The organism is Wolbachia endosymbiont of Zygogramma bicolorata (assembly GCF_051130665.1).
Lineage (GTDB): Bacteria > Pseudomonadota > Alphaproteobacteria > Rickettsiales > Anaplasmataceae > Wolbachia.
The window spans coordinates 1,192,106-1,215,158 of sequence record NZ_CP149530.1 but is presented as its reverse complement, the minus strand read 5'-3'; the positions used below and the strand labels follow the sequence as shown (position 1 = coordinate 1,215,158).

Genomic DNA, 23,053 nt, shown 5'->3' with positions numbered 1-23,053 from the left:
CTATATACTAAATTATTTAATAGATAAGCTATCCAAGTCAAATTTTTGTTTTGGATAAAGCGTAAACATAACACTCCCATGTCCAAGATATACATTTTGAGAATCATTCGCATGCTTTTTTATTGCTTTTTGATCTACGGCCCATACAAAAGTCACACAATTTTCAGTGACTGAGTGCACCTTTAAGTCCTTAGTATTTATAAACAGCTTTCCATTTACCCATATTTTCCATGTATCGGAAGAAAGATATAAAATTGAGTCTAAACTCACTACCTTACAGTTGAAATTATCTGATACCTCCTCTTTTGCAGCTCTTGAAGACCGTAAATTGAACTTTTCCATTTCATTGACCATTCTATTAACTGGCTCTTCATCAAAAAAAATGCTTTTTACGTTACTATATTGTGACAAAACGTCAAAGTCACTTTCCACTGCTTCTCTTATTATATCGTCCCGATCTGTATAGCTTAGTTTTTGATTGTTAATAAAGAAACACTCTTTTGCACGCAAATTTGCTATATCAATAAAATCATCGATTTCTTGATTGCCAACTTTAAGAATACTTTCAAAATATCTTTTTTCTATCATCATTCCATACTGAGAATGATGACAAACCATTTCATCATCACCTTGTTTTTCTATATATACGCATAAATTTCCACTATTTAATCCTAATATTTTATGCTCAATAAAATCTTCATTGCCAATATATTGTCGGCAAGAATACTCCTTACAAATTTCTATGCTTTCTATGATATCTTCACAACTGCAATATGCATTAACATTGGAAATGAGTAGCGTAAAAATAAAAAACAGCTTTATGTTCATCACCTTATCTACTTAATATAGTATACCAATCAAAGACTATATTAACTCTCACTATCTCTATCATATTACCATTCAAAATTTGATTCATAGTTGCAGCATCAATATTTCTCTGCTTGTTTAAAATAAGAGATTTGATCATAACATAACCGGGCAGATTTGGAATAGACTGTAGAAATAAAAAAATATGCTTATCGCTGATTGAACTTAAATTTAGGACCACTTCACTTTTTATTACTTTTGTGCGTTCACTTTTGTTGTGGAGCTCAACTTCTTCGGGTATAGAAATTGATATTTCAGGTTCTAATATATAGTACTTTTTATATAACCTGCTAAGCTCGAAATTTAAATTTGCAATGTATCTGCTACTGTGTAAATTTGAAGAAGAAATTTTTTTCCATAAATCTAGGTTTTTATTTAGAACAACTTCCTTTTTTTGAATTCCAGTAATCTGTAAATTAATAGAACGTATTTTATCAATCGCAATTTGGTTTTTATTATAAACCTTTTCGTTATAGATAACAACATATGTTAATAACCCTATTAATCCAACAGATAATAACAAATACGATATAAACTGAATTGTAGCTTTTCTTTTTAATTGAGAGATAGTCATTAATCTACATTGCCTCTCCTATTTCAACATCAATAGATAGATTTTGCCCTTTAGCAGCAGGTAAGTTAGAAATATTAATGTCATAGGTACGAAAATTATCGTTTAAATTTTTTCGTAGTTTCTCGTATTGATAGGAAATATTTTTACCGGATCGAAAATTAAACCTTAAAGTTGTGGTAATATAACTTTTTGCCTCATTATAATTCCATTCAAATGATCGAAGCTCTATACCTGGTACTTTTAACTTTTCTACATACTTAACTTGTGTAAGAGGAGAGTATTCTATTTTTGATAAAATATTATTGATATTAATAAAATCATAAACTTCATCTATTTTTTTTACATTATAGCTTTGGCTAAGTTTTGTTAATTGGTTATTTAAGGTGCTCTGCTTTGCGGATAAATTATCAGCGACACTGAAGTTTGAATACAAATTTAGCAAACAAAGGGCGTTAATTACAACTAAAACCAAAGCGAAGTATAGAAAAATTTGAGGAGAGTTTAAATCAAGATAATTGAATAGATAAAATTCTTTAGTTTCCTTTGTATTAAAAATAGCTGCTAATTTATTCTTAAAGCTGTGAAACAAAATTATGGTATCGCAAAAGTTATCTTTTTCACTTATAGCTAGTTCTGCTCCTAATAGTTTGCCTAACTCATATGGAGTTAATATGTTCACACTGTTCTCTGAAAAATTTATGACTGATAAACTAGCTTTAATATCTTCTGACACTATGATGCAAAGGTCGATAGGGTTATTTTTTTCAAACCCAAACTTAGTTAAGGATCGAATAGTATCTTGCACTTCCTGATATATTCCACCAGCAATAATTCCTGGTAAATTATCATTAGTAAATGGTACTAAACGCGTAAATATCATTTTATTCTCTTTAAGAACCACTTGTCTATAGCCTCCCGTTTTAGTTGCAGCAACTATAATTTTCCAATTATTAGGATCTTTATGTAGAATCTTTTTTGTTATATTACTTATTTCTATAGGAAACATTAATATTCCCTTAAAGTTGGAGCCTATCTCAATAAACACATTCAACCAATATTCTACTAAATGCTTTGCTTTTGATGAAACAAGAAGATAGCACCAGTTTTGATTGAATTTGTTTGGCTTCTCAACCAAAAAAACTGAACTTATGTCATTATTACGAGAAAAATGCTCCATCTTTGTTTTTGCTGATAGATAGGCACTAATCTTGTTTGCCCTTGTAATAAACTGTAGCGAGTAATTTTGATCTGCATGATTAAGCACCAGGTATAAAGGTGCTTTTTTGTCTGATGAAAGACATGAAATTAAATCGGAAACTGCTTTATCGTTTTTGCCCTTAACAAAATACCTTTTATTTAAAGTATTATTTTTAAAATATAGTAACATTATGCCTTCTTCTCCAATAGAAAGCATAAACTTACTTTTGGATTTTGAACTAAACATATTAACAAAGCATATACTTATCTAGAATTAAAAAGGCAATTTATTGAAATTCATTAAACGTTAGAGGGAAATATTGTTATAAATTTTCGCAGCAACATTATTTATATTATAATTTTTTATAAAATCACTACTAATGTTAAGCTATTTAATTAATAAATTAAGAAAACTCATTAATTAGAAATATACACTATCTGCCGATTAACTTTAATTAATAGGAGTTATTAATCTATTTACTATTCTTGTAATATTATTTCTAATGGTAAACATTTCTAGTAATACTGGAACAGTTGTTATTTCAGATACAGAATTTAGTGTAAGTAAACTAACCATTTGCTGAAGAGCGCTCATCTTCTTTGGTATTTGATGATGGAGCAACTAATTTGCTCAAAATCTCATCTTTTGGTCCCATAGCGTAAATGACACCATCTGACATGAGGATCACCTTATCAACTACGGACAATAACGGTAGCTTGTGAGTGATGATAACAGTAGTAGTATTTTGCTTTCTTGCAATGCCAATTGCATTAATTAAGCATGCCTCTCCATTGCTATCTAAGTTAGCGTTTGGTTCATCAAGTACTAAAAGTTTTGTGTGACCATAAAAAGCTCTGGCAAGTCCAAGAAGCTGTTTTTGGCCGCCAGAGAGCGTTACTCCTCCAGGACCTCCTATTGTTGTATCATATCCATTTGGTAAGCTTAGTATTAGTTCATGTATTCCTGCAATTTTTGCTGCTTTGATTATTTCTTCAGGATTTGGATCTGGTCTCATGCGAGCAATATTAGCTTTGACACTAGTGTTAAATAACTCAATATCTTGAGGTAAGTAGCCAACATAATTACCAAAATTTTCTCGATTCCAAGTATATACATCAGCGCCATCTAGTCTGACTACACCAGATATTGGCTTCCATACACCAACAGTTAATTTTGCGATAGTGGATTTACCAGAAGCACTTGCACCAATCACACCTACTACGTCCCCTGGTTCTATAATAAATGATATTCCTTTTACTGTTGGCTTATTGCTTCCATAAGGAGTAAAAAATACTCTATCAAATTCCAATTTTCCTTCAGGTTCTGGTAGAGCCATCGTTTGCTCTCTTTTTGGCGATGTTAATATAAGTCTTTGTAGCCTTCCATATGACATTCTAGCCTGATTTAAAAACTTCCAAGTATGAACCGCAGCGTCAAATGGTGCTAATACTCTACCCATTAAAATTGAAGCAGCGATGATGCTACCAGCAGTCTTATGAGCTGTGATTGCAAGTAATGCACCTGTTCCAATTACTGATATTTGCAGAGTTGAGCGCAAAAACTTAGTGATTCCAGTAATTACATTAGAGCGATTTTGTGCTTTAATTTGCATTGCTCGATTCTGATCATTTCGTTTACACCAATCAGAGACTATGAATTCTGACATGCCCATAGCTTCAACCACTTCTGCATTTCTTGTTGCAACATCTATAGCATTGATATTCCGTATAGTTTCTTCGTTGGTTTCTTGTAATATTCGTTTAGTGGCAAGTTCATTCCATATTGCCATAGAGACTAATATAATGATTCCAGCAATAGCTATAAACCCCGTGGAGGTATGTATCATGAAAATCACAACAAGGTAAATTAACGACCATGGAGTATCAAACAGTGAGAATATACCATTTCCTGTGATGAAATTTTTTATTACCCCGAGATCTCGTATTGCTTCACCACTTGAAGTTGAGCTCTGCACTGATGTTAATCTAATTGACCTTACTATCAGATCTGGTGTTGCAGTTTTATCAATCCAGTCACCTATTTTCGCCATGGCTAAATATCGACAAGTTTCAAGCATTGCAGAACATGCAAATGCAGATAAAGTGATAATTGTCAGCATAGTTAGTGTTGATACACTTTCGCTCGATATCACCCGATCAAGCACTTGAGAGGTATAAAGTGGTAGGAATAACATTAATAAATTGATTCCCGCACTAAACCAAAAGATAAACCAAAATGCACTTTTGCATTTTTCTAGGCAAATATATAGAGTACTTTGCTTCAATTCTTTTTTTATTGATGGCGTAATTTCCACAATCTTCCTCTTAATTTGATTACATGCACCATATACAATTTTTATTACAAAAATATTAATAACGGCAGTTAGCTTACTTTAAGTGAGTAAAATATTAATATATGTGAATAGGAAATATAAACAATGGTAAAAAGAAGTATAGTTAATATTTCCTTCATTGCCTATAGCTAAGGTTTTCCCTACGTCATACCGCGATTCATTCGCGGTATCTCGGCATAGATTCCGCTAACGAGTAGCGGAATGACGAATTTGTCGTTTTTCAAATCGTCGGTAAACCTAAGTCACTTTAGCTATAATTCAGAATTGAGAGTTTTTAATAACTTTCTAACTCCCACTTAGGTCTTGGTGCAAAATTAAGTGGATCTATATAATTCTTCTGTAACCTTTCAATTCCTGCCCATCCAACCATTACTGCATTGTCTGTACATAGATTATTAGGGGGGAAAAATATGTTTAAGTTTATGTGTTCTTTCAGTTTTTCTCTCAAAAAATTATTTGCTGCAACTCCGCCGGTAATCACAAAGTCATTGATTTTGATATTTAAAGATTCGGCCATAATAATCGCATTACTAACCCTGTCCAGCAGTATGTCACTAATACACTCTTGAAACGAAGCACACACATCACACACATCTTGCTCGCTCATTTCGAGTTTCTGCACTAAGTTTTTTACTGCTGTCTTGATTCCAGAAAACGAAAAGTTACATCCAGAACGTTTTATCATCGCCCTTGGCAGTTTAAATCTTGCACCATTGCCTTTTTTAGCTAACTTTTCAATTAATGGCCCTCCGGGATAGCTTAAACCCAGCATCTTAGCAACTTTATCAAATGCTTCTCCTAACGAGTCATCAAGTGTCTCCCCGAGTTTAATATATTTACCTACATCCTGTGCAATTAAAAATTGACAGTGACCACCTGATATTAGTAGGACTAAAAACGGAAATTTCACCTCATGCAGTAACCTAATAACTAATGCATGCGCTTCTAAGTGATTCACTGCAATGAACGGTTTTTGTGCTACATGTGCAATTGCTTTAGCCATCATTGTACCAACTATTAATCCACCTATGAGTCCTGGTCCTGATGTTGCTGCAATTGCATTGAGATCACAAAAGTTAAGGTTAGATTTTTCCACGGCGCTTTTTATTAGACCACTTAAATGCTCCATATGAGCACGTGAGGCTATTTCAGGGATCACCCCACCGCGTTTTTTGTGTTCTGCTTGGGAGAGAATTTCGTGAGCAAGGACTTGCTTGTCACTATTTACAATCGCTACTGCAGTTTCATCGCAGCTTGTTTCAACAGCTAAAATGGTTTTCATGTATATTCGAGCACTTTATTATAAAAACTATACCTTGAAACGCTGTAGAAGTTAACTGCAAAGTTAACTTCTATAGCTAAAAGATTTACCGACAACCGTCATTCCGCTGCTTGTTAGCTGATGAGATACCGCGAATGAATCTACAATCGTATGAACATTGCGCTATTGAGATGGAGCACTTTCTTGTTATTCCAGGTCTCCTCTCTCGTCATCCCAGTGCGTGACACTGGGATCTCACTTAGTAATTTCGTAATATAAATCATACCAATTTGGGTTTTTTCTTGCAACTAAATTGATTGTCCATTCCCTTCTCCAACTTTTTAGAAGTTTTTCTCTATTAAGAGCCGAATCTACGTCTTGAAATTCTTCAAAATAAACTAATTTTTGTACATTATATTTCGACGTAAAACCGGGAATAACCTTGTTCTTATGCTCCCAAATTCGTTTAATTAAATTCGACGTAACACCTATATATAGAGCCTTATTGTGTCTACTTGCAAGTATATAAATATAATAGTTTTTCATAAAATTTAGATCCCAGTGTCACGCACTGGGATGACAGGAAGAGGAGACTGATACCAAATCTCATAAATAAGTAGGCAAATAACTCACAGAACAAATGGTTTTGATCGAACTTTCCGTAATATTACGAATGAATGCACATACAGTATCCTCCAATAAACTAACAGAGTCATATATTCTATTTTTAATGAGATTGTCTTTCAAATATTGCCATAAACGCTCTACTGGATTTAACTCTGGTGAATATGGAGGTAAATAGATTAAGGTAATATTTTGTGGTATTTTTAAACCTTTGGATCTATGCCATCCTGCACAATCCACAACAAGAAATGCCTCCCTTGTTCCTAAATATTGTGACATCTGCTCAAGGAATATATTCATACAATCAGTATTGACGTTTGGTACGAATAAGCTAGAACTCTCTCCATTTCTAGGATTAACTGCACTATAGAGATAAAAGTTTTGCCTACCTAATTTTACCTTAACCTGTGTCCTAATGCCTTTTTTAAACCACCCGTGTCCAATCTTTGAATGTGTGCCAAACCGCGACTCATCGAAGAAAAATAGCTCTTTTTCGGGATACGTGACAATAGTTTCATTAAGATTTTTTTTTAAACTCTTCTTGTTTATTTTTATCCTGTTTATTGTGCACAGGCCTTGGAGTAATATACGAAAAACCTAACTTTTGCATCAGTCTATGTGCTGTAGACTTACTTACCTCAATAGAAAACATTTTCTCAATTATGATTTTTAATTTCTTAGCCGTTAGGTTGGCTCCTTCTTCTGCTATGACATTTTTAATTTCTTCTTGCTGCTTGTAGCTCAACTTCGGCTTTACTCCACGTCCTGGTTGTATTTTAAACGCATTGACTCCTCCTTCCTTAAATCTTGTAATCCACTTCATCAATGTAGTTCTAGTAATTCGGTATATTTGAGCAACTTTTGTTATTCCATATTCTTTTGCAGATATTATTGCCTGTAATCTTCTTCCTATCTCTCCTCTTATGCCGTGCTTCTTTAATTCCAGGTTACACTTATTATATAATTCTTCTCCTATTGCTTTACTTTTTCCTGCCATAACTCCCCACTAATTCTTAAATTATTCTATTTTAGAAATTTTTCTTTATTCCTCTATTTATTTTTAGGAATTGGTATTAGTTACTGAAGGTTATATAAAATTCCGTGAAAAAGAAGTACCAAGAAATAACAGGCGCGTTAAAGTTATGTTACCATTAGACTGTTTTTAGCAATAGGGCTAGCTAGCACTTAAGTTAATGGTAGATGGATTAAGCCGGTAGCCGTACTCTTGACATGTAATCCCTGACCAATTAGACGCTTGTATCACATCATCGCGTTTAATATTCAGTCCCAAGGTGCTAGCTAACTTTTCTGCTATTGTTTTTTGCATCCTATTGAGCGGTCTGCGCACTTGTTGTTCTGGGTCCTCAATACCTAAACTGTCTGCTATTTGGACAATACTAAGAAATTTATATTCTTCATCTGCTTCAAAATCACGTAAAAATTGTTTAAGTAACACTCTAAAGATGCGGATGCTTGAAGTTGCTTGTTTGCCTATAATTTCAACGTCATTAACATAAACAGTATTATCTACAACTTTTAACCGCAGTATCTTTTTTTCTGGGAGAGTTGTTTTTTGCAGTGGAACATAAGGAAATGCTTGAAAAGAAACATTCGGTAATAGCTCTGGTACTCCTTTTGCAACTGCTTCATTTAGCACTTCGTTTAAGGTCCGATGTTCACAAATTAAATCAGCCATAGGAACAGTATATAGATTTAATAATAGCTTAAGATCTACCTTTCCAATGGTTATGAGAACAGTAGTATTAGTTCTTAATCTATCTATAGTTAAATATGATTTATCTGTACACAGAGCTGGTATGATAACGCTTATTATTTTACTTTTAAAACTTATATGATATATCCCTTCTATCGCTTTTTCCCACATGAGTCCAATCAACAGCTTTTCAAACCAATTCACTATCTTTCCTATATCTAGTTTAATTGAAAGCACAAGATAACGTTGCTTTTTATAAGTATCAGGAAAAATATCACGATCACAATCTTCGCAAGCTAGATCATCACAATCTTCATTGAAATCATGGGCAATTATAATCTCATTTTTACAATAAGGATCATGTACATCTAGAAAATCTAGATCTAAGCTATTAGCACAAATAACAAAATAATACTTCTCAAGCTTAACAAAACCAAGCTTACTTAGATATTCTGCAGCTCTTATATAATTTTCACTAGGATTTTTCCAGGATCTATTTATTAAAATAGTATCAATTATTTCTCTGTCTTGAGAGTGTTCTTGACAAAACGGTAATTCCATAACTATCCCTAATTAAAGACTTGAAATCTTCTCGTTCTTTTTTATTGAGAACATGTTCTGAATAATCAACTGCTATATTGTGCATATCTACTTGAAAGGATAGAGTAACTTTTTTACTTTTGAATAATACTTTTACATGTTGAACAAGAGAAACATCGTGTAGTACACTACCAACAGAAGGCTCTATTTTTTGCAGCCATTCTTCAATATTATCTGTGTTTAACGTAAGGTAAGTTTTAGATTTAGGTGGACCAAATTTCAATTCAAATAGGTGAATATCAGGAACATATTGTTTTACGCACCCATGCAAGAAAGTACCCACTTGTGCTGCTGTATTTTGGCTTTGCATGTCAGTAAATGAGCACTCACATTCAAAATAACAGCTTGCTATTCTATTTGCTATTTTTAACCCTTGATCAAAATTTTGAATGGATAAATTTACCTGATTAGCATTTAAAGCAAAATCAATAATAATCCGACCAGGTTTGTAACCGTGAATTACTTTATTTGAACTCATTACCAAATCCTCATCTTTACTAGCACGGCGTATAAATAAGTAAATACAATTTTGATAGTAAAAGAGTTCTTGAAACTGACTTTCAAAATTATCATTTTCGGAAAGATCGTGTTGTTTTAATATTGCTTGTATTGTATCCTTTGATAAAAAATCCTTAAATGAAGTAGGCTTTTGTCTTGGAGGATTTTTTAATACAAAAGGTAAAAAACCTTTTTTCTGTACTTGATTAAAGTGGAAAATCTGTTTTAACAAGTTATTATTAGTTATAAAAAGAGTAAACAATAGGGACTTTTTATCATGCTTGTTATTTTGTAGCAGGAATGATTTTAGAAGATCTTGACTTAACACAGATTGTGCTACTTCAACTATAGTTGTTTCTGATTTTGCACGACTGAAACGATTAACTAAATAATAATTAAACAAAGATTCGGAAATACTGATAAGCATTTTACGTTTTTGTTGAGTTGAGATGTCATCGCATTTCCAAAGCTCATGGTCTTTAAACAATTGCTCATTTTGTTTATCTTTAAAACAATGGTTAAAAATAACGCTTAACTGCTTACCTGAAAGAGAATTGAGCCAACTCTCGCGTACATTCTGGTTTTTAAAGTCATTAAGTAGACTAAGTACAGGAATTTCTAAACTACTTTCCCAAAACTCTTGACTAGGATAAAAACTGATCATACCTCGCAATATAGAACATTCTATATCTAAGATGAATTACAAATTAGTCAACAAAAATCTCTATAGTTAAAAAAAAGAAGAACTTTTTTTCAAAAAAACTGAACAGTTTTTGTAATTTTGGTGAATATATATAATACAGGAGTCAAACTTTCAAATGTCAATTCTCACCCAATCAGGTCGAGCAGCAATAGCAGCAAGTATAAAAGAGCAACCGATACATCTTGCCTGGGGAAGTGGTGATGGAAATTGGGGAAGTAGCCATAAAGTAGAAAAATTTTTCACTTCTGATGGCGAAATAAAGCTTGATCATACCACTATTAAAAACGTAAAAGTTTTTACAGGACAGACAACTTATCAGCCAAGTATAGACTATATAGTTGATAGCAGTACTGGTGTTATTCAGCGCACAGAAAACAGCTCCATTGCAGAGGTGACCATAGAGTATACTCAAGACACACCACCAGAACTCATCACTTCTACAATATTACTCAAGGAAGGTAACCGTTCACGGATTGTGAGAATGAATTAAAGAACTAAGCAGTGACAGCTACTAGATTCTGTAGCTTTTGAAAGGGGTTCTGGCCATTTAGACGTGATGTCAAAAATATCGACAACATTCTTTCCACGAATCTTTCTCCACGTTCTGACCAGGTGAAAAAGCTGTTTTTACGATAAATTACGTACCGTCTAATTTGCCGTTCTGCAAGGTTATTAGTTGTTTCTATCACTTCAGGTTTTCTTAAAAACTTCCACATCATATCCTCAGATCGTAACATCTTAGCGGCCATTCTTGAAGCTTGAGTGCTATTTGCAACCCTCGTCATTTTACGTAAAAAATGTTTTACCCTTTTCCGAATTTTTCGCACCAGTCGATAAAATCTCAAATTATCTATCAAATTTTGTTTTTTTGCCTTATCTACTACAAACACCTTATTGCTGAGCGATTTTAGTGCTTGGCCAATTTTGCTCACTTCAACATTTTTACTATGGGCAAATCTCTCAAAATCTCTTGCCAGATGTGCCCAACATATCTGTCTATTTTCACGATTGAAGTAATTGTATACAGCGTATCTATCGCTCACAAATATACCATCATATTCTGGCAGTAAACTCTTCAACACCTTCTTACCACGAGACTCGCTTACCTTCAGAAGTGTCAACGCTTTGTTTGTTATTACCCAACTCCAGCCTCTCTTTCCTTGATTTCTGTGCCCTGTTTCGTCTATATGCAAATACTCGCTTCCTTGCAACTCTTCCTTCATTTTCTCATATTCAGATGCACACTTCTTCGATACCCTGCGTTCAGTATTTGAGACTAAACCAAGGCTTATATTTAGATTAAAAATACTGCCCAAAATTTGCTGTACCTCTCTTTTTGAGTTAATAAAAAAGCCGCTAAGGCTGCTTATAACTGTTTTAGCATTGGGTCCTAGAAAATCTCTTGCAACACCTTCGGGTAAATTTGCTGTAATTCTTTTATTACATACTCTACAATGTCCTCTTTGCAACCTGTACTCAGTTACAATTGGCTTAATTTCTGGCAACTCTGCCTTCTGATGAATAATTTCATCTTCTAAAGTAATCTTACCTCCACACATACAAATTGTATCAATTGTGCATCTCACTACCTCGTCTGCAGCCATTAATTCACGCTTATGCACCTTATGTCCTGGCTGACCTCCTGGTTTTTTATCACTTTTCTTTTTTGCTTTCTTACGATATATATCTCGTGATGGTGGCAGCGATGAATTTTGCGAATTTAAGCCCAATTTGTCTTCTAATTCAACTATTTTTGCTTTCAAGCTATCATTTTCTCTGATCAGTGCTTTTATTTCTTCCTTGAGATTAGCGTTTTCTGCTACAACCTTTTCTTGCAGCACTGTTGTCATTTACCCATTCCATATTTAGCTTCCTATCTCTTTACACTTTTATACTTACTTTGTAAACCACCTTATCTCCGTGAACGGTTACAAAAAGAGAACAGAACACTTATGATCCAAAGGGCAATAATTGAAAAGGTTTAAAATCATTTCCGATAGACATAGAAACCGACGAAAACGTTTTGGTTTAAGATTTAATTTGATTGCTGCTATCCACAATTTTGAGCTCCTTATATGAATTTTGAAAGAAGTCTATTAATGCCTATTTTGCCTAAACTGAAGCGTCTTTTCCAATTTTTTCTAGCATCAACTCAGCAGCTTTTTGTTCAGCAATCTTTTTACTAGAAGCACATGCAGAAACTTTACCATAATCTTCTATGCAAACTGATATAGTAAATTCAGGATTGTGTGCTGGTCCAGTTTGTTTTACAAGCTCATACTCTGGTAAAGGCAATTTGTTTTTCTGAGTCCACTCTTGCAGTGAGGTTTTAGGATCTTGAGGGGGGTCAAGCATGCTTTTAGCTAGCTTTTCCCAATATTGGGTAATAAATTTTTCAACATTTTCAAGTCCGCCATCAATATAAATTGCACCTATTAGTGCTTCAAGCGAGTTTTCTAAATTTTTTAGATTACATCTTCCTCCATTGCAGCGTTCACTATTATTCATGATGATAAAGCTGCCTAATTTTATTTCTTTAGCAACATTAGCAATGGTGTTGCCACAAACTAAATCCGTCTTTCTTTTTGCCAATGCTCCTTCTTTTTCTTCAGGAAATAGTTTAAACAGTATGGCAGATACGACCATATTCAAAACACTATCGCCCAAAAACTCTAGTCTTTCGTAGCTTACAATCTGGTTTTTGCTATTCCTTTTATTTACGCTTGGGTGAGTTAGTGCCTCTTCTAATATTGCATAATTTGTAAATTTATAATCAATGATCTTAGATATTGCATCATTCAAACTCTTCATACCCATTATTTAAAAGAAAAGCACTTTCTACCACCTTTATACCAGAGAATTAGTCTTATTTTATTAAAATAATACCACCAACTTCCAAAATTAATGTATACAACCCACCACCTCACTAATGTTACTAAATCCATCTCTCCTTATTAGTTCTGCAAGTTCTAGATTAATTTTGTTTACAACTTGAGGTCCGTGGTATATGAGAGCAGTGTACAACTGCACCAAAGAGGCTCCTGCCTTTATTTTTTTATATGCATCAGCACCACTTGAGATTCCTCCGCACCCTATCAATAATATTTTGCCCTTAGTAAATTTGTACATATCGCCCAATAACTCGGTTGAAAGTTTGAACAGTGGTTTGCCACTCAATCCGCCACTTTCGTTGTGGTGGGAATGCAGATTATCTCTACTTACCGTAGTGTTGCTTACTGTTAATCCGTCAATCTTATATTCCAACGCAAGCTGAGCGATATTTTCTTTCGTTTGCTGATCTATATCTGGTGAGATTTTTAATATTATTGCGGAATTATCAATTGATTTCCGGGTTAGAATTATGGATTTCAACAATTTCGATAATTCTTGCTTATTGTGCAGATTGCGTAAATTAGGCGTGTTTGGAGACGAGATGTTCAGCACTATATAATTGCTTTTTCCATATACCATCTTTATTAAATCAACATAATCACTAATTTGGTCTTTCGATGCACTATTTTTTCCTATATTTATGCCAAAAATGCAGTCATCAAGCTTGGTTTCATCTATTTGTTTAAGAAAATAGTCTATTCCTTTATTGTTAAATCCCAATCTGTTAATTACCCCTTGATCTTTAATTAACCGAAAAATTCTTGGTTTTTTGTTTCCATATTGTGGATTACGAGTTACAGTACCAGTTTCAATAAACCCAAAACCAAATGAAAGCATAGGCCTTATAACTTCTGCATTCTTGTCAAAACCTGCAGCCAGGCCCACGGGGCTTCTGAGCTTATTACCAAAAAAATTCACACTCAAAGATTCTGGTAGCTCTATAGGATTCTTATAAGGTATTTTCTTTAATGCCATGATTGCCAAAGAGTGAGCAACTTCAGGCGGCAGTAAAAACAATAAATTACGTAATATCATTTTGTAAAACACTTTGCTTATTTTTAGTTTATTTTTTACCATGAAACGCTATAAGAGTATAACCATAACTTGAAAAGAAATTGATTTTACTTATGAATAATTTTCTCTATAGGTAATACCAATTCCTAAAAATAAATAGAGGAATAAAGAAAAATTTCTAAAATAGAATAATTTAAGAATTAGTGGGGAGTTATGGCAGGAAAAAGTAAAGCAATAGGAGAAGAATTATATAATAAGTGTAACCTGGAATTAAAGAAGCACGGCATAAGAGGAGAGATAGGAAGAAGATTACAGGCAATAATATCTGCAAAAGAATATGGAATAACAAAAGTTGCTCAAATATACCGAATTACTAGAACTACATTGATGAAGTGGATTACAAGATTTAAGGAAGGAGGAGTCAATGCGTTTAAAATACAACCAGGACGTGGAGTAAAGCCGAAGTTGAGCTACAAGCAGCAAGAAGAAATTAAAAATGTCATAGCAGAAGAAGGAGCCAACCTAACGGCTAAGAAATTAAAAATCATAATTGAGAAAATGTTTTCTATTGAGGTAAGTAAGTCTACAGCACATAGACTGATGCAAAAGTTAGGTTTTTCGTATATTACTCCAAGGCCTGTGCACAATAAACAGGATAAAAATAAACAAGAAGAGTTTAAAAAAAAATCTTAATGAAACTATTGTCACGTATCCCGAAAAAGAGCTATTTTTCTTCGATGAGTCGCGGTTTGGCACACATTCAAAGATTGGACACGGGTGGTTTAAAAAAGGCATTAGGACACAGGTTAAGGTAAAATTAGGTAGGCAAAACTTTTATCTCTATAGTGCAGTTAATCCTAGAAATCGAGAGAGTTCTAGCTTATTCGTACCAAACGTCAATACTGATTGTATGAATATATTCCTTGAGCAGATGTCACAATATTTAGGAACAAGGGAGGCATTTCTTGTTGTGGATTGTGCAGGATGGCATAGATCCAAAGGTTTAAAAATACCACAAAATATTACCTTAATCTATTTACCTCCATATTCACCAGAGTTAAATCCAGTAGAGCGTTTATGGCAATATTTGAAAGACAATCTCATTAAAAATAGAATATATGACTCTGTTAGTTTATTGGAGGATACTGTATGTGCATTCATTCGTAATATTACGGAAAGTTCGATCAAAACCATTTGTTCTGTGAGTTATTTGCCTATTTATTTATGAGATTTGGTATTAGCAATAAAAAACTTACTTATTGTAGGAAAATCTTGTGTTTGTTCTCATATAAAACTATTTATGGAGTGACAATGGTGCATGTATTATACTTACATTTCTGATTCGAAAATTTATGCAGTTGTTTCTAACAAAATTAGTCAACAAATTCTATTGTTTAAAGATGAGAAATAAAGTAATCATCATTTCTAGTATTGCTTTTATTCTACTGTTTTTTATCAGCAGTGCATTTTTAAAAAAAGATCAGGCGGTTCATAGTGATAATGCAACTAGTAGCTTTTCAGTAAAAACTCAAGAATGTGCGCCGCAAAACCGCACTATATATTTAAATTTTTCTGGTACAGTAAATCCCTTACATAGAGCTAGCCTTGTCTCAAAAATAAGTGGTAAGATTATTGCTATTTATTTACCTGATGGTGAAAAGGTAAAAAGAGATGATGTAGTGTTAAAGATAGAAGATTATGACAGGATTGAGCAAGCTCAGAAAGCCAAAGCTTTATTAAAGCAGCGTGAAATTGAGTATGATTCCTCTCACAAACTGAATAAAACAGGCTATGGAGCACAAATACAAGTAGAAGCAGCTTTTACTGCGTTACAAAGTGCAAAAGCTGACCTAAAAAGGCTAGAATTGGATTTAGAAAATACTGCAGTCAAATCTCCTATAGATGGTTATATTGATAAAATCAATGCAAACGAAGGGGATTTTGTTAATGCTGGGCAAAAAATAGCTGACGTGGTTGATTTCGATCAAATTCTTGTGGTGTTATACGTTTCGGAAAATGAAGTAAATAAAATAGAGCTAGGCAGCACAGCTCAAATTAGTTTACTGGACGGAAAAGAATTGGCAGGTGAAGTAAGTTTTATTAGTAAAATTGCTGAGCCTAAAACTGGGTCTTATAGGGTAGAGGTAAAGGTAATTAATAATAAAATGATATCCTTGCAGGGACTAACTGCCAACGTAAGACTACCTTCAGGCGAAAGATTTGCATATAAAGTTCCTTCTTCAGCCCTGAGCTTAAGTGACGAGGGTGCTCTTGGAATAAAGATTGTTGATGACAATAATTATGTAATATTTGTACCAATAGAAATTGTTGATCATGAGAGCGATGGGGTTTGGATAGTAGCAAATAACGAAGGTAAACCCATAAAGTTAATAGTATTAGGCCACCTATTTGTTAAGCCTGGTGATAAGGTTTAAGACATAGGATCCTTTTTCATAGCTTATACTACGTTATACGTAACCGTTCACGGAGATAAGGTGGTTTACAAAGTAAGTATAAAAGTGTAAAGAGATAGGAAGCTAAATATGGAATGGGTAAATGACAACAGTGCTGCAAGAAAAGGTTGTAGCAGAAAACGCTAATCTCAAGGAAGAAATAAAAGCACTGATCAGAGAAAATGATAGCTTGAAAGCAAAAATAGTTGAATTAGAAGACAAATTGGGCTTAAATTCGCAAAATTCATCGCTGCCACCATCACGAGATATATATCGTAAGAAAGCAAAAAAGAAAAGTGATAAAAAACCAGGAGGTCAGCCAGGACATAAGGTGCATAAGCGTGAATTAATGGCTGCAGACGAGGTAGTGAGATGCACAATTGATACAATTTGTATGTGTGGAGGTAAGATTACTTTAGAAGATGAAATTATTCATCAGAAGGCAGAGTTGCCAGAAATTAAGCCAATTGTAACTGAGTACAGGTTGCAAAGAGGACATTGTAGAGTATGTAATAAAAGAATTACAGCAAATTTACCCGAAGGTGTTGCAAGAGATTTTCTAGGACCCAATGCTAAAACAGTTATAAGCAGCCTTAGCGGCTTTTTTATTAACTCAAAAAGAGAGGTACAGCAAATTTTGGGCAGTATTTTTAATCTAAATATAAGCCTTGGCTTAGTCTCAAATACTGAACGCAGGGTATCGAAGAAGTGTGCATCTGAATATGAGAAAATGAAGGAAGAGTTGCAAGGAAGCGAGTATTTGCATATAGACGAAACAGGGCACAGAAATCAAGGAAAGAGAGGCTGGAGTTGGGTAATAACAAACAAAGCGTTGACACTTCTGAAGGTAAGCGAGTCTCGTGGTAAGAAGGTGTTGAAGAGTTTACTGCCAGAATATGATGGTATATTTGTGAGCGATAGATACGCTGTATACAATTACTTCAATCGTGAAAATAGACAGATATGTTGGGCACATCTGGCAAGAGATTTTGAGAGATTTGCCCATAGTAAAAATGTTGAAGTGAGCAAAATTGGCCAAGCACTAAAATCGCTCAGCAATAAGGTGTTTGTAGTAGATAAGGCAAAAAAACAAAATTTGATAGATAATTTGAGATTTTATCGACTGGTGGGAAAAATTCGGAAAAGGGTAAAACATTTTTTACGTAAAATGACGAGGGTTGCAAATAGCACTCAAGCTTCAAGAATGGCCGCTAAGATGTTACGATCTGAGGATATGATGTGGAAGTTTTTAAGAAAACCTGAAGTGATAGAAACAACTAATAACCTTGCAGAACGGCAAATTAGACGGTACGTAATTTATCGTAAAAACAGCTTTTTCACCTGGTCAGAACGTGGAGAAAGATTCGTGGAAAGAATGTTGTCGATATTTTTGACATCACGTCTAAATGGCCAGAACCCCTTTCAAAAGCTACAGAATCTAGTAGCTGTCACTGCTTAGTTCTTTAATTCATTCTCACAATCCGTGAACGGTTAGGGGTTAAAACCTACCGCTTCTTTAACTTCCGGTGTATTTGAGTTGATCCCGAGCAATCTTCCTAATATAGACATAATTTTATTTAAAATATTAATAAAATGCTATTATGATTACTCCTGTGTGTTAATGTCAATGAAAATTTTAACTAAAATTAAAAAATTAACGTCTTTATTTTATACTAAAAAGTAAGTATAGGCTCGAAAATGGCTAAGAAGTCTTATAGATGAAAGGAAGGTAGAGTTCTCAAAACCCTATAATCTACATTTAAAGGTAAATTTTTATTCGTTGTGTCTTATGCAGATTCCGCTAACAGGTAGCGGAATCTTAAGTTTTGGCTAAATTTTTTCTTGATTCTTTACTACTAGGGTTTCTGCCTTTAGCTCATCTATAATTGTTTGAACCTCAGGAAGCTCCTTATGTTTTTCGTGATCTGATACATATTCTCCCTTTTTGTTGGAGGCTTTATATTCATGTTCTTGATAAAGTGAGTATAGAAATCCAACTCCAAAGATAACAATTGCTGCAAGTGCCATGTATTCAAGTGGTTTTTGCACTTTTTCTCTTAGATCGAAATATCGAGATAGCAGAATGAGAGCACAAGATCATATTACTACTGCACCAGAACCAATTTTGTTGTACATGAAATACTTTTCATTGTAACTTTGTTCGTAATTTCTGTAAATAGTTGTGGCATGCTTTTGAAGATTTTCTTTATCTAGTGATGTGAGAAAATTTTTAAATTTCTCTTCACCAGTTTCTTTTATCCATAAATTTAATTGTTTACTCATAGTTTAACCTCATATTAATAAATATAGTTTATCATACACAACATTTATAATAAATGTCAAGGATAGTGTATTTATAAATAATATACTATAATTTCTTAAGCATTTTTTTAAAGTAGTTAGCTGTAGCTAAAATAATTGAGATTTACTAAAACAAACTTATGAAACAATTGAAGTTAGCGCATGATCAGATTTTTTAACTGGATCCTATGGCCAAGCCAAAAGAATTTACAAGTTGGGCAGTATGGGTAGTATGATACTGCAAAATGCTATTTCTCAAAAAACCAACAATTGCAATCATTGGTTCTACAGGTATAATCTGTAAAGTTTACACGAGTCTCATGAATGATAGAAAAAAAAGAGCAGTTTAGTTTTACATCAGAAAACCTTAAGAAAGCGGAAAAGTTTATAGAGATGTATCCCAAAGGTAGAGAAGGTAGTGCTGTCATGCCTTTACTATACCTGGTTCAAGAGCAATGCGGATGGGTTTCTGAATCTGCTATGCGTTATGTTGCTGATATGCTGCATATTCCACATATTCGTGTATATGAAGTGGCAAATTTTTACACCATGTATAATTTAAAACCAGTAGGCAAATATCTAATACAAATTTGTAGAACAACTCCTTGCTGGTTGTGCAATAGTGAAGAAGTTTTAAATACCTTTAAAAAAAAACTTGGAATCAATATCGGTGAGACTACTAAAGATAATTTGTTCACTTTAAAAGAAGTTGAATGCCTAGGTGCATGCGTTAATGCTCCCGTTGTGCAGATCAATAATGACTTCTATGAAAATCTTACTCCTGAGAAAGTAGAAAACATCATAACAGAACTTTCAGGCAAATAGATGAAAGAAGAATTTGTATTCAAGATAATCAAACAATCAGGTTCTGCAAAAGTTGGAACAATTAAAACTCCAAATGGAAGCGTAGAAACACCAGCTTTTATATTCTGTGCAACAAAAGCTGCAATTAAAGCTGCAGATATCGAGAGAATTAGTGAAGCAGGTACTCAGATAATACTTTCCAACACCTATCACCTAATGCTCCAACCAGGGGAAGATACCGTAGCAAAACTTGGTGGTTTGCACAAGATGATGGGATGGAGTGGACCAATGCTAACTGACTCAGGTGGATATCAGATATTTATACCAAACTTCGTTATTGGGAAGACAAATAGGACATATTATAAATTTGCTTAAACTCCGCAATTACAGGCAAAAGGGCTATTTTTAATTTGTCTTATTATTAATGAGACTTGGTATTAGCTTAGGGCACGGATCAGTTTCGGAAGAGATAAAAGGAATAAGAAAAAAACAAAAAACTCTGATCAAAATTAATGAGGATAGGGCAATTTTTCGTTCTTACATTAATGGTAAAACTTATTGCTTGACTCCTGAAAAGTCTATACAAATTCAACAGAAACTAGGTGCAGATTTAGTCTTAGATGAATGTACTCCATTTCACATAAGCAAAGAATACACAGCAAAATCAATGCTCATGAGCCACAAATGGGCTGAACGTTCTTTAAATGAATTTGAAAAAAACAATAATGGCAAGCAGGCACTGTATGGAATTAGTCAAGGCGGAGTATATCAAGATTTACGTAGAGAAAGTTGTAATTTTATTAACGATTTGCCATTTTTTGGTCAAGCAATAGGTGGATCACTTGGTCAAAGTAAAGAGCAGATGTACGATGTAGTTTCTTTCACTATGGACCATCTGAAAAAAGATAGGCCTACTCATTTGCTTGGTATTGGTGGAATTGTGGACATCTTTCGCGGAGTTAGTCTTGGAATTGATACGTTTGATTGCGTGCATCCAACCCGTTTAGCAAGGCATGGTGGTGCGCTTATTAAAGTAAAAAATAGAGATTCTATTTCTTCAAAGTGCAAAGAGCATATTAATTTGCGAAATCAACAATTCGAGCTGGACAATAACCCAATTGAAAGTGACTGCTTATGTTTTACCTGCAGAAAGCATTCAAGAGCTTATATACACCATTTACTGAAAGCTAAAGAGCTCCTGGCTTACACACTCGTTACCATTCATAACGTTTTCTTCATGAATAAGTTAATGGCATCTATAAGGCAGGCAATATTGGATGATAGGCTAGATCAAGAGAAAAATAATTGGATTAGTGAAATACCATTGCACTTTGATTTGGCCTCTCTTTAAGTCTTTTCTTTATGCCGTTGATTTTTACTTCTTGTTATATTTACTTTATTTATCACACTATTAATTAGAAAGGTTATAATAAATAATTAATCTATTAATGTTAGTCTCTACCCATATGATTTGTAAGGATTAGAGGTGAAGATATGGCTAAAGGAAATAATACCCTATTAATATTTGATTTTGATAACACTATTACTAATGGACACATGCATAATATTTTCTCCGGTAAACACTCCGGGTTCAAAAAAAGTGATTTCAATTCTGGTGCAGAATATGCAGTGAACGATACTGATATAGGAAATTTTCTAAAGAATACAGGCGGAGTAAAAAATAAGGAGACATTAAAATCTGTGTTGCAATCTGCACTTTCAAATGGAGTGAAAGTTAATATCGCATCGTATACAGGATATTCAGACGCTGTGAGAAGGGTTGTAGAGAATCATTTGGGTTTATCTAAAGAACAAGCAGGCGGTATTTCTGTATTTGGTGGGTTTCCAGGAGATTATGATAATGAGCTTCCAAAAGGTCTCAAAGAACAAAAAAATCAAGTTGGAAAAAATTTACACATCTGTAAGGCAATTGTGGAGTATAAGGATAAACATGGTGAGTTGCCAAAAACTGTCATGCTAGTTGATGATGATGTAAAAAATATTCAAAAGATTAATGAGTTTGTTGCATCAATGAGTAAAAGAGAGGAATGGCTTGAAAAAAATGGGCTGAGTATTGAAGAGATACAAAAAATCAAATTTGAAGGTGCGCGAGTGCCTAAAGAGGATAAAAATGTTGGTTATCTAGGAAAGGTACAAAAGTTTATCAATACCAGTTTGATACAAGAACCAAATTATGAAAACTCAAGGGAACAAGAATCGCTATATGCTAAGATTAATAAAAGCACTGTTTCCTTAGAGAAAGAAATGGAGACAATTAAGTCTGTTCTTATTAACAATGGTTATAAATTAAGGAAAGAAGTACATAGTGTTCAAGACTTGTTTAAAGAGGAGGCGATAAGGGCACTCAAAGAGCAAGGCTATGGTGTGAGCAATAAGGACAGAAAAGAAATTGTTGTCAAAGGGAGTAAGCAAAAAGATATTCAAAAGGTTCAGGAGATAATAAAAGATGCTTCGGATCGAGTAATAGAGGGATTTAAGGCATCAAAAATAGTGCCAGAGGAAAGTATATACCAAAATTTTGAAGATATTAAGAGTGCATTAAAAGTGCAAGCAAAGCCTATACATAAGAGTGCATCACCATCACTTCCTCAAAAAAGGAAATCAAGTGATGGTATGGTTACTGATGGTGAGAATAAAAAACAAGTATACACTGAGACTATCTCCTTAGCACAGGAATTTAAAGCAATCAAAGCTTTTTTTAAAGATTGTGCTCAAGAAATAATAGATGCCATTTGCAATTTATTTAGAAGAGAAGTGGCAACAAAAATTGAAGGGCAGGGCTATAATGTAAGTAGTAAGCAAGGAAGTAGTGAAATTACTGTCAAAGGAAGTAAGCCAATAGATGCTTCAAGAATAAACAAAGATATTATTATCGAGTCCTTAGCTCAAATAATCGAGAAAAAAGAGAAAATCAAAGATCTTAACAATAATTATAAAGGTGATCAGCTAGGGCGAGAGATATCGAAATTATTGAACGCTGGTTCGCAAAAGGAAAATATAAACTCAAACCCTGTAAGCAAAAAACCGCTTGCACCACCAGTACCTCCTAAAAATTATACGGAAAAAGTTACGCAAAATAGAAATAATAATATTATTGAAAGAGGAGGTCGAAGATTCGTATAATTTCTTGCATATCCGGTTCATGGCACATTGTTTCAACTTACACTTCTTTAATC

19 protein-coding genes and 4 pseudogenes are annotated in these 23,053 nt (G+C 33.8%); 9 read left to right on the top strand and 14 right to left on the bottom strand.

Going from position 1 to position 23,053, the window contains the following annotated elements:
* Nucleotides 1-12 precede the first annotated feature (12 nt).
* From WKH12_RS05750 to WKH12_RS05710, 9 genes are all read right to left on the bottom strand, one after another.
* A complete protein-coding gene (locus WKH12_RS05750) occupies nucleotides 13-828 on the bottom strand; it encodes a hypothetical protein (protein ID WP_253309204.1) in 816 nt (271 codons plus the stop codon).
* 4 nt (nucleotides 829-832) lie between these two features.
* Nucleotides 833-1,441 carry a hypothetical protein gene (locus tag WKH12_RS05745; protein WP_182184030.1) on the bottom strand — a complete coding sequence of 203 codons (609 nt, stop codon included), beginning with the start codon at nucleotides 1,439-1,441 and terminating at the stop codon, nucleotides 833-835.
* 4 nt (nucleotides 1,442-1,445) lie between these two features.
* Nucleotides 1,446-2,885, bottom strand: a complete 1,440-nt coding sequence (locus WKH12_RS05740) for a hypothetical protein (RefSeq protein ID WP_434732225.1) — start codon at nucleotides 2,883-2,885, stop codon at nucleotides 1,446-1,448.
* A gap of 322 nt (nucleotides 2,886-3,207) precedes the next feature.
* Entirely contained in the window at nucleotides 3,208-4,953 is a 1,746-nt protein-coding gene (locus WKH12_RS05735) for a type I secretion system permease/ATPase (RefSeq protein WP_264735926.1), read from the bottom strand.
* A 313-nt stretch (nucleotides 4,954-5,266) separates the two neighbouring features.
* Entirely contained in the window at nucleotides 5,267-6,274 is a 1,008-nt protein-coding gene (gene tsaD, locus WKH12_RS05730) for a tRNA (adenosine(37)-N6)-threonylcarbamoyltransferase complex transferase subunit TsaD (RefSeq protein ID WP_253309209.1), read from the bottom strand.
* Between the two features lie 234 nt (nucleotides 6,275-6,508).
* Complete coding sequence (locus WKH12_RS05725; RefSeq protein ID WP_434732224.1) at nucleotides 6,509-6,799, bottom strand: GIY-YIG nuclease family protein; 291 nt, start codon at nucleotides 6,797-6,799, stop codon at nucleotides 6,509-6,511.
* A gap of 60 nt (nucleotides 6,800-6,859) precedes the next feature.
* A protein-coding gene (locus WKH12_RS05720) for an IS630 family transposase (protein ID WP_341822214.1) occupies nucleotides 6,860-7,874 on the bottom strand; the annotation gives its coding sequence in 2 pieces (ribosomal slippage) (nucleotides 6,860-7,408 and nucleotides 7,410-7,874; 1,014 coding nt in all).
* Nucleotides 7,875-8,051: 177 nt separating this feature from the next.
* The gene (locus tag WKH12_RS05715) at nucleotides 8,052-9,152 is read right to left on the bottom strand and encodes a hypothetical protein (protein ID WP_434732223.1); all 1,101 of its coding nucleotides are present in this window, start codon (nucleotides 9,150-9,152) and stop codon (nucleotides 8,052-8,054) included.
* The gene (locus WKH12_RS05710) at nucleotides 9,103-10,353 is read right to left on the bottom strand and encodes a hypothetical protein (protein ID WP_434732222.1); all 1,251 of its coding nucleotides are present in this window, start codon (nucleotides 10,351-10,353) and stop codon (nucleotides 9,103-9,105) included. Before WKH12_RS05710 ends, WKH12_RS05715 begins: the two co-directional genes overlap by 50 nt.
* A gap of 154 nt (nucleotides 10,354-10,507) precedes the next feature.
* Between WKH12_RS05710 and WKH12_RS05705 the strand changes: the two are divergent.
* A pseudogene (locus tag WKH12_RS05705) lies at nucleotides 10,508-10,858 on the top strand (hypothetical protein); the annotation flags it as partial.
* A 28-nt stretch (nucleotides 10,859-10,886) separates the two neighbouring features.
* Here the strand turns inward: WKH12_RS05705 and tnpC (WKH12_RS05700) are convergent.
* Nucleotides 10,887-12,242 carry an IS66 family transposase gene (gene tnpC / locus WKH12_RS05700; RefSeq protein ID WP_434732010.1) on the bottom strand — a complete coding sequence of 452 codons (1,356 nt, stop codon included), beginning with the start codon at nucleotides 12,240-12,242 and terminating at the stop codon, nucleotides 10,887-10,889.
* 121 nt (nucleotides 12,243-12,363) lie between these two features.
* Between tnpC (WKH12_RS05700) and WKH12_RS05695 the strand changes: the two are divergent.
* A pseudogene (locus WKH12_RS05695) lies at nucleotides 12,364-12,471 on the top strand (IS5/IS1182 family transposase); the annotation flags it as partial.
* Nucleotides 12,472-12,504: 33 nt separating this feature from the next.
* Here WKH12_RS05695 and rnc read toward each other — a convergent pair.
* Together rnc and WKH12_RS05685 are read right to left on the bottom strand one after the other, a co-directional pair.
* Nucleotides 12,505-13,203, bottom strand: a complete 699-nt coding sequence (gene rnc / locus WKH12_RS05690) for a ribonuclease III (protein WP_253309845.1) — start codon at nucleotides 13,201-13,203, stop codon at nucleotides 12,505-12,507.
* Nucleotides 13,204-13,293: 90 nt separating this feature from the next.
* Complete coding sequence (locus tag WKH12_RS05685) at nucleotides 13,294-14,361, bottom strand: quinone-dependent dihydroorotate dehydrogenase (RefSeq protein ID WP_434732221.1); 1,068 nt, start codon at nucleotides 14,359-14,361, stop codon at nucleotides 13,294-13,296.
* Nucleotides 14,362-14,511: 150 nt separating this feature from the next.
* Here WKH12_RS05685 and WKH12_RS05680 point away from each other — a divergent pair.
* From WKH12_RS05680 to tnpC (WKH12_RS05670), 3 genes are all read left to right on the top strand, one after another.
* Nucleotides 14,512-15,526 (top strand): IS630 family transposase gene (locus tag WKH12_RS05680; RefSeq protein ID WP_434732220.1). Its coding sequence is split into 2 segments (ribosomal slippage): nucleotides 14,512-14,976 and nucleotides 14,978-15,526, totalling 1,014 coding nucleotides; the frame shifts between segments, so codons are not numbered across the junction.
* A gap of 124 nt (nucleotides 15,527-15,650) precedes the next feature.
* Nucleotides 15,651-16,733: an efflux RND transporter periplasmic adaptor subunit gene (locus WKH12_RS05675; protein ID WP_264731670.1), complete on the top strand. Its 1,083-nt coding sequence runs from the start codon at nucleotides 15,651-15,653 to the stop codon at nucleotides 16,731-16,733.
* 121 nt (nucleotides 16,734-16,854) lie between these two features.
* Nucleotides 16,855-18,210: an IS66 family transposase gene (gene tnpC / locus WKH12_RS05670; protein ID WP_434732087.1), complete on the top strand. Its 1,356-nt coding sequence runs from the start codon at nucleotides 16,855-16,857 to the stop codon at nucleotides 18,208-18,210.
* 371 nt (nucleotides 18,211-18,581) lie between these two features.
* Here the strand turns inward: tnpC (WKH12_RS05670) and WKH12_RS05665 are convergent, their stop codons facing one another.
* On the bottom strand, nucleotides 18,582-18,779 hold the full coding sequence (locus WKH12_RS05665; RefSeq protein WP_434732219.1) for a hypothetical protein: 198 nt from the start codon (nucleotides 18,777-18,779) through the stop codon (nucleotides 18,582-18,584).
* Nucleotides 18,780-18,848: 69 nt separating this feature from the next.
* Nucleotides 18,849-19,034, bottom strand: a complete 186-nt coding sequence (locus tag WKH12_RS05660; RefSeq protein WP_434732218.1) for a hypothetical protein — start codon at nucleotides 19,032-19,034, stop codon at nucleotides 18,849-18,851.
* Between the two features lie 342 nt (nucleotides 19,035-19,376).
* On the opposite strand from WKH12_RS05660, the gene nuoE reads away from it, so the two are divergent.
* The 4 genes and pseudogenes from nuoE to WKH12_RS05640 all read left to right on the top strand — a co-directional run bounded on the left by nuoE (nucleotide 19,377) and on the right by WKH12_RS05640 (nucleotide 23,000).
* Nucleotides 19,377-19,877: an NADH-quinone oxidoreductase subunit NuoE gene (nuoE, locus tag WKH12_RS05655; RefSeq protein WP_253309317.1), complete on the top strand. Its 501-nt coding sequence runs from the start codon at nucleotides 19,377-19,379 to the stop codon at nucleotides 19,875-19,877.
* Nucleotides 19,878-20,177, top strand: a pseudogene (locus WKH12_RS05650) (tRNA-guanine transglycosylase); the annotation flags it as partial. It lies immediately after the preceding gene.
* A gap of 118 nt (nucleotides 20,178-20,295) precedes the next feature.
* A pseudogene (locus tag WKH12_RS05645) lies at nucleotides 20,296-21,207 on the top strand (tRNA guanosine(34) transglycosylase Tgt); the annotation flags it as partial.
* Nucleotides 21,208-21,350: 143 nt separating this feature from the next.
* Nucleotides 21,351-23,000: a hypothetical protein gene (locus WKH12_RS05640; RefSeq protein ID WP_434732217.1), complete on the top strand. Its 1,650-nt coding sequence runs from the start codon at nucleotides 21,351-21,353 to the stop codon at nucleotides 22,998-23,000.
* Nucleotides 23,001-23,053: the final 53 nt, after the last annotated feature.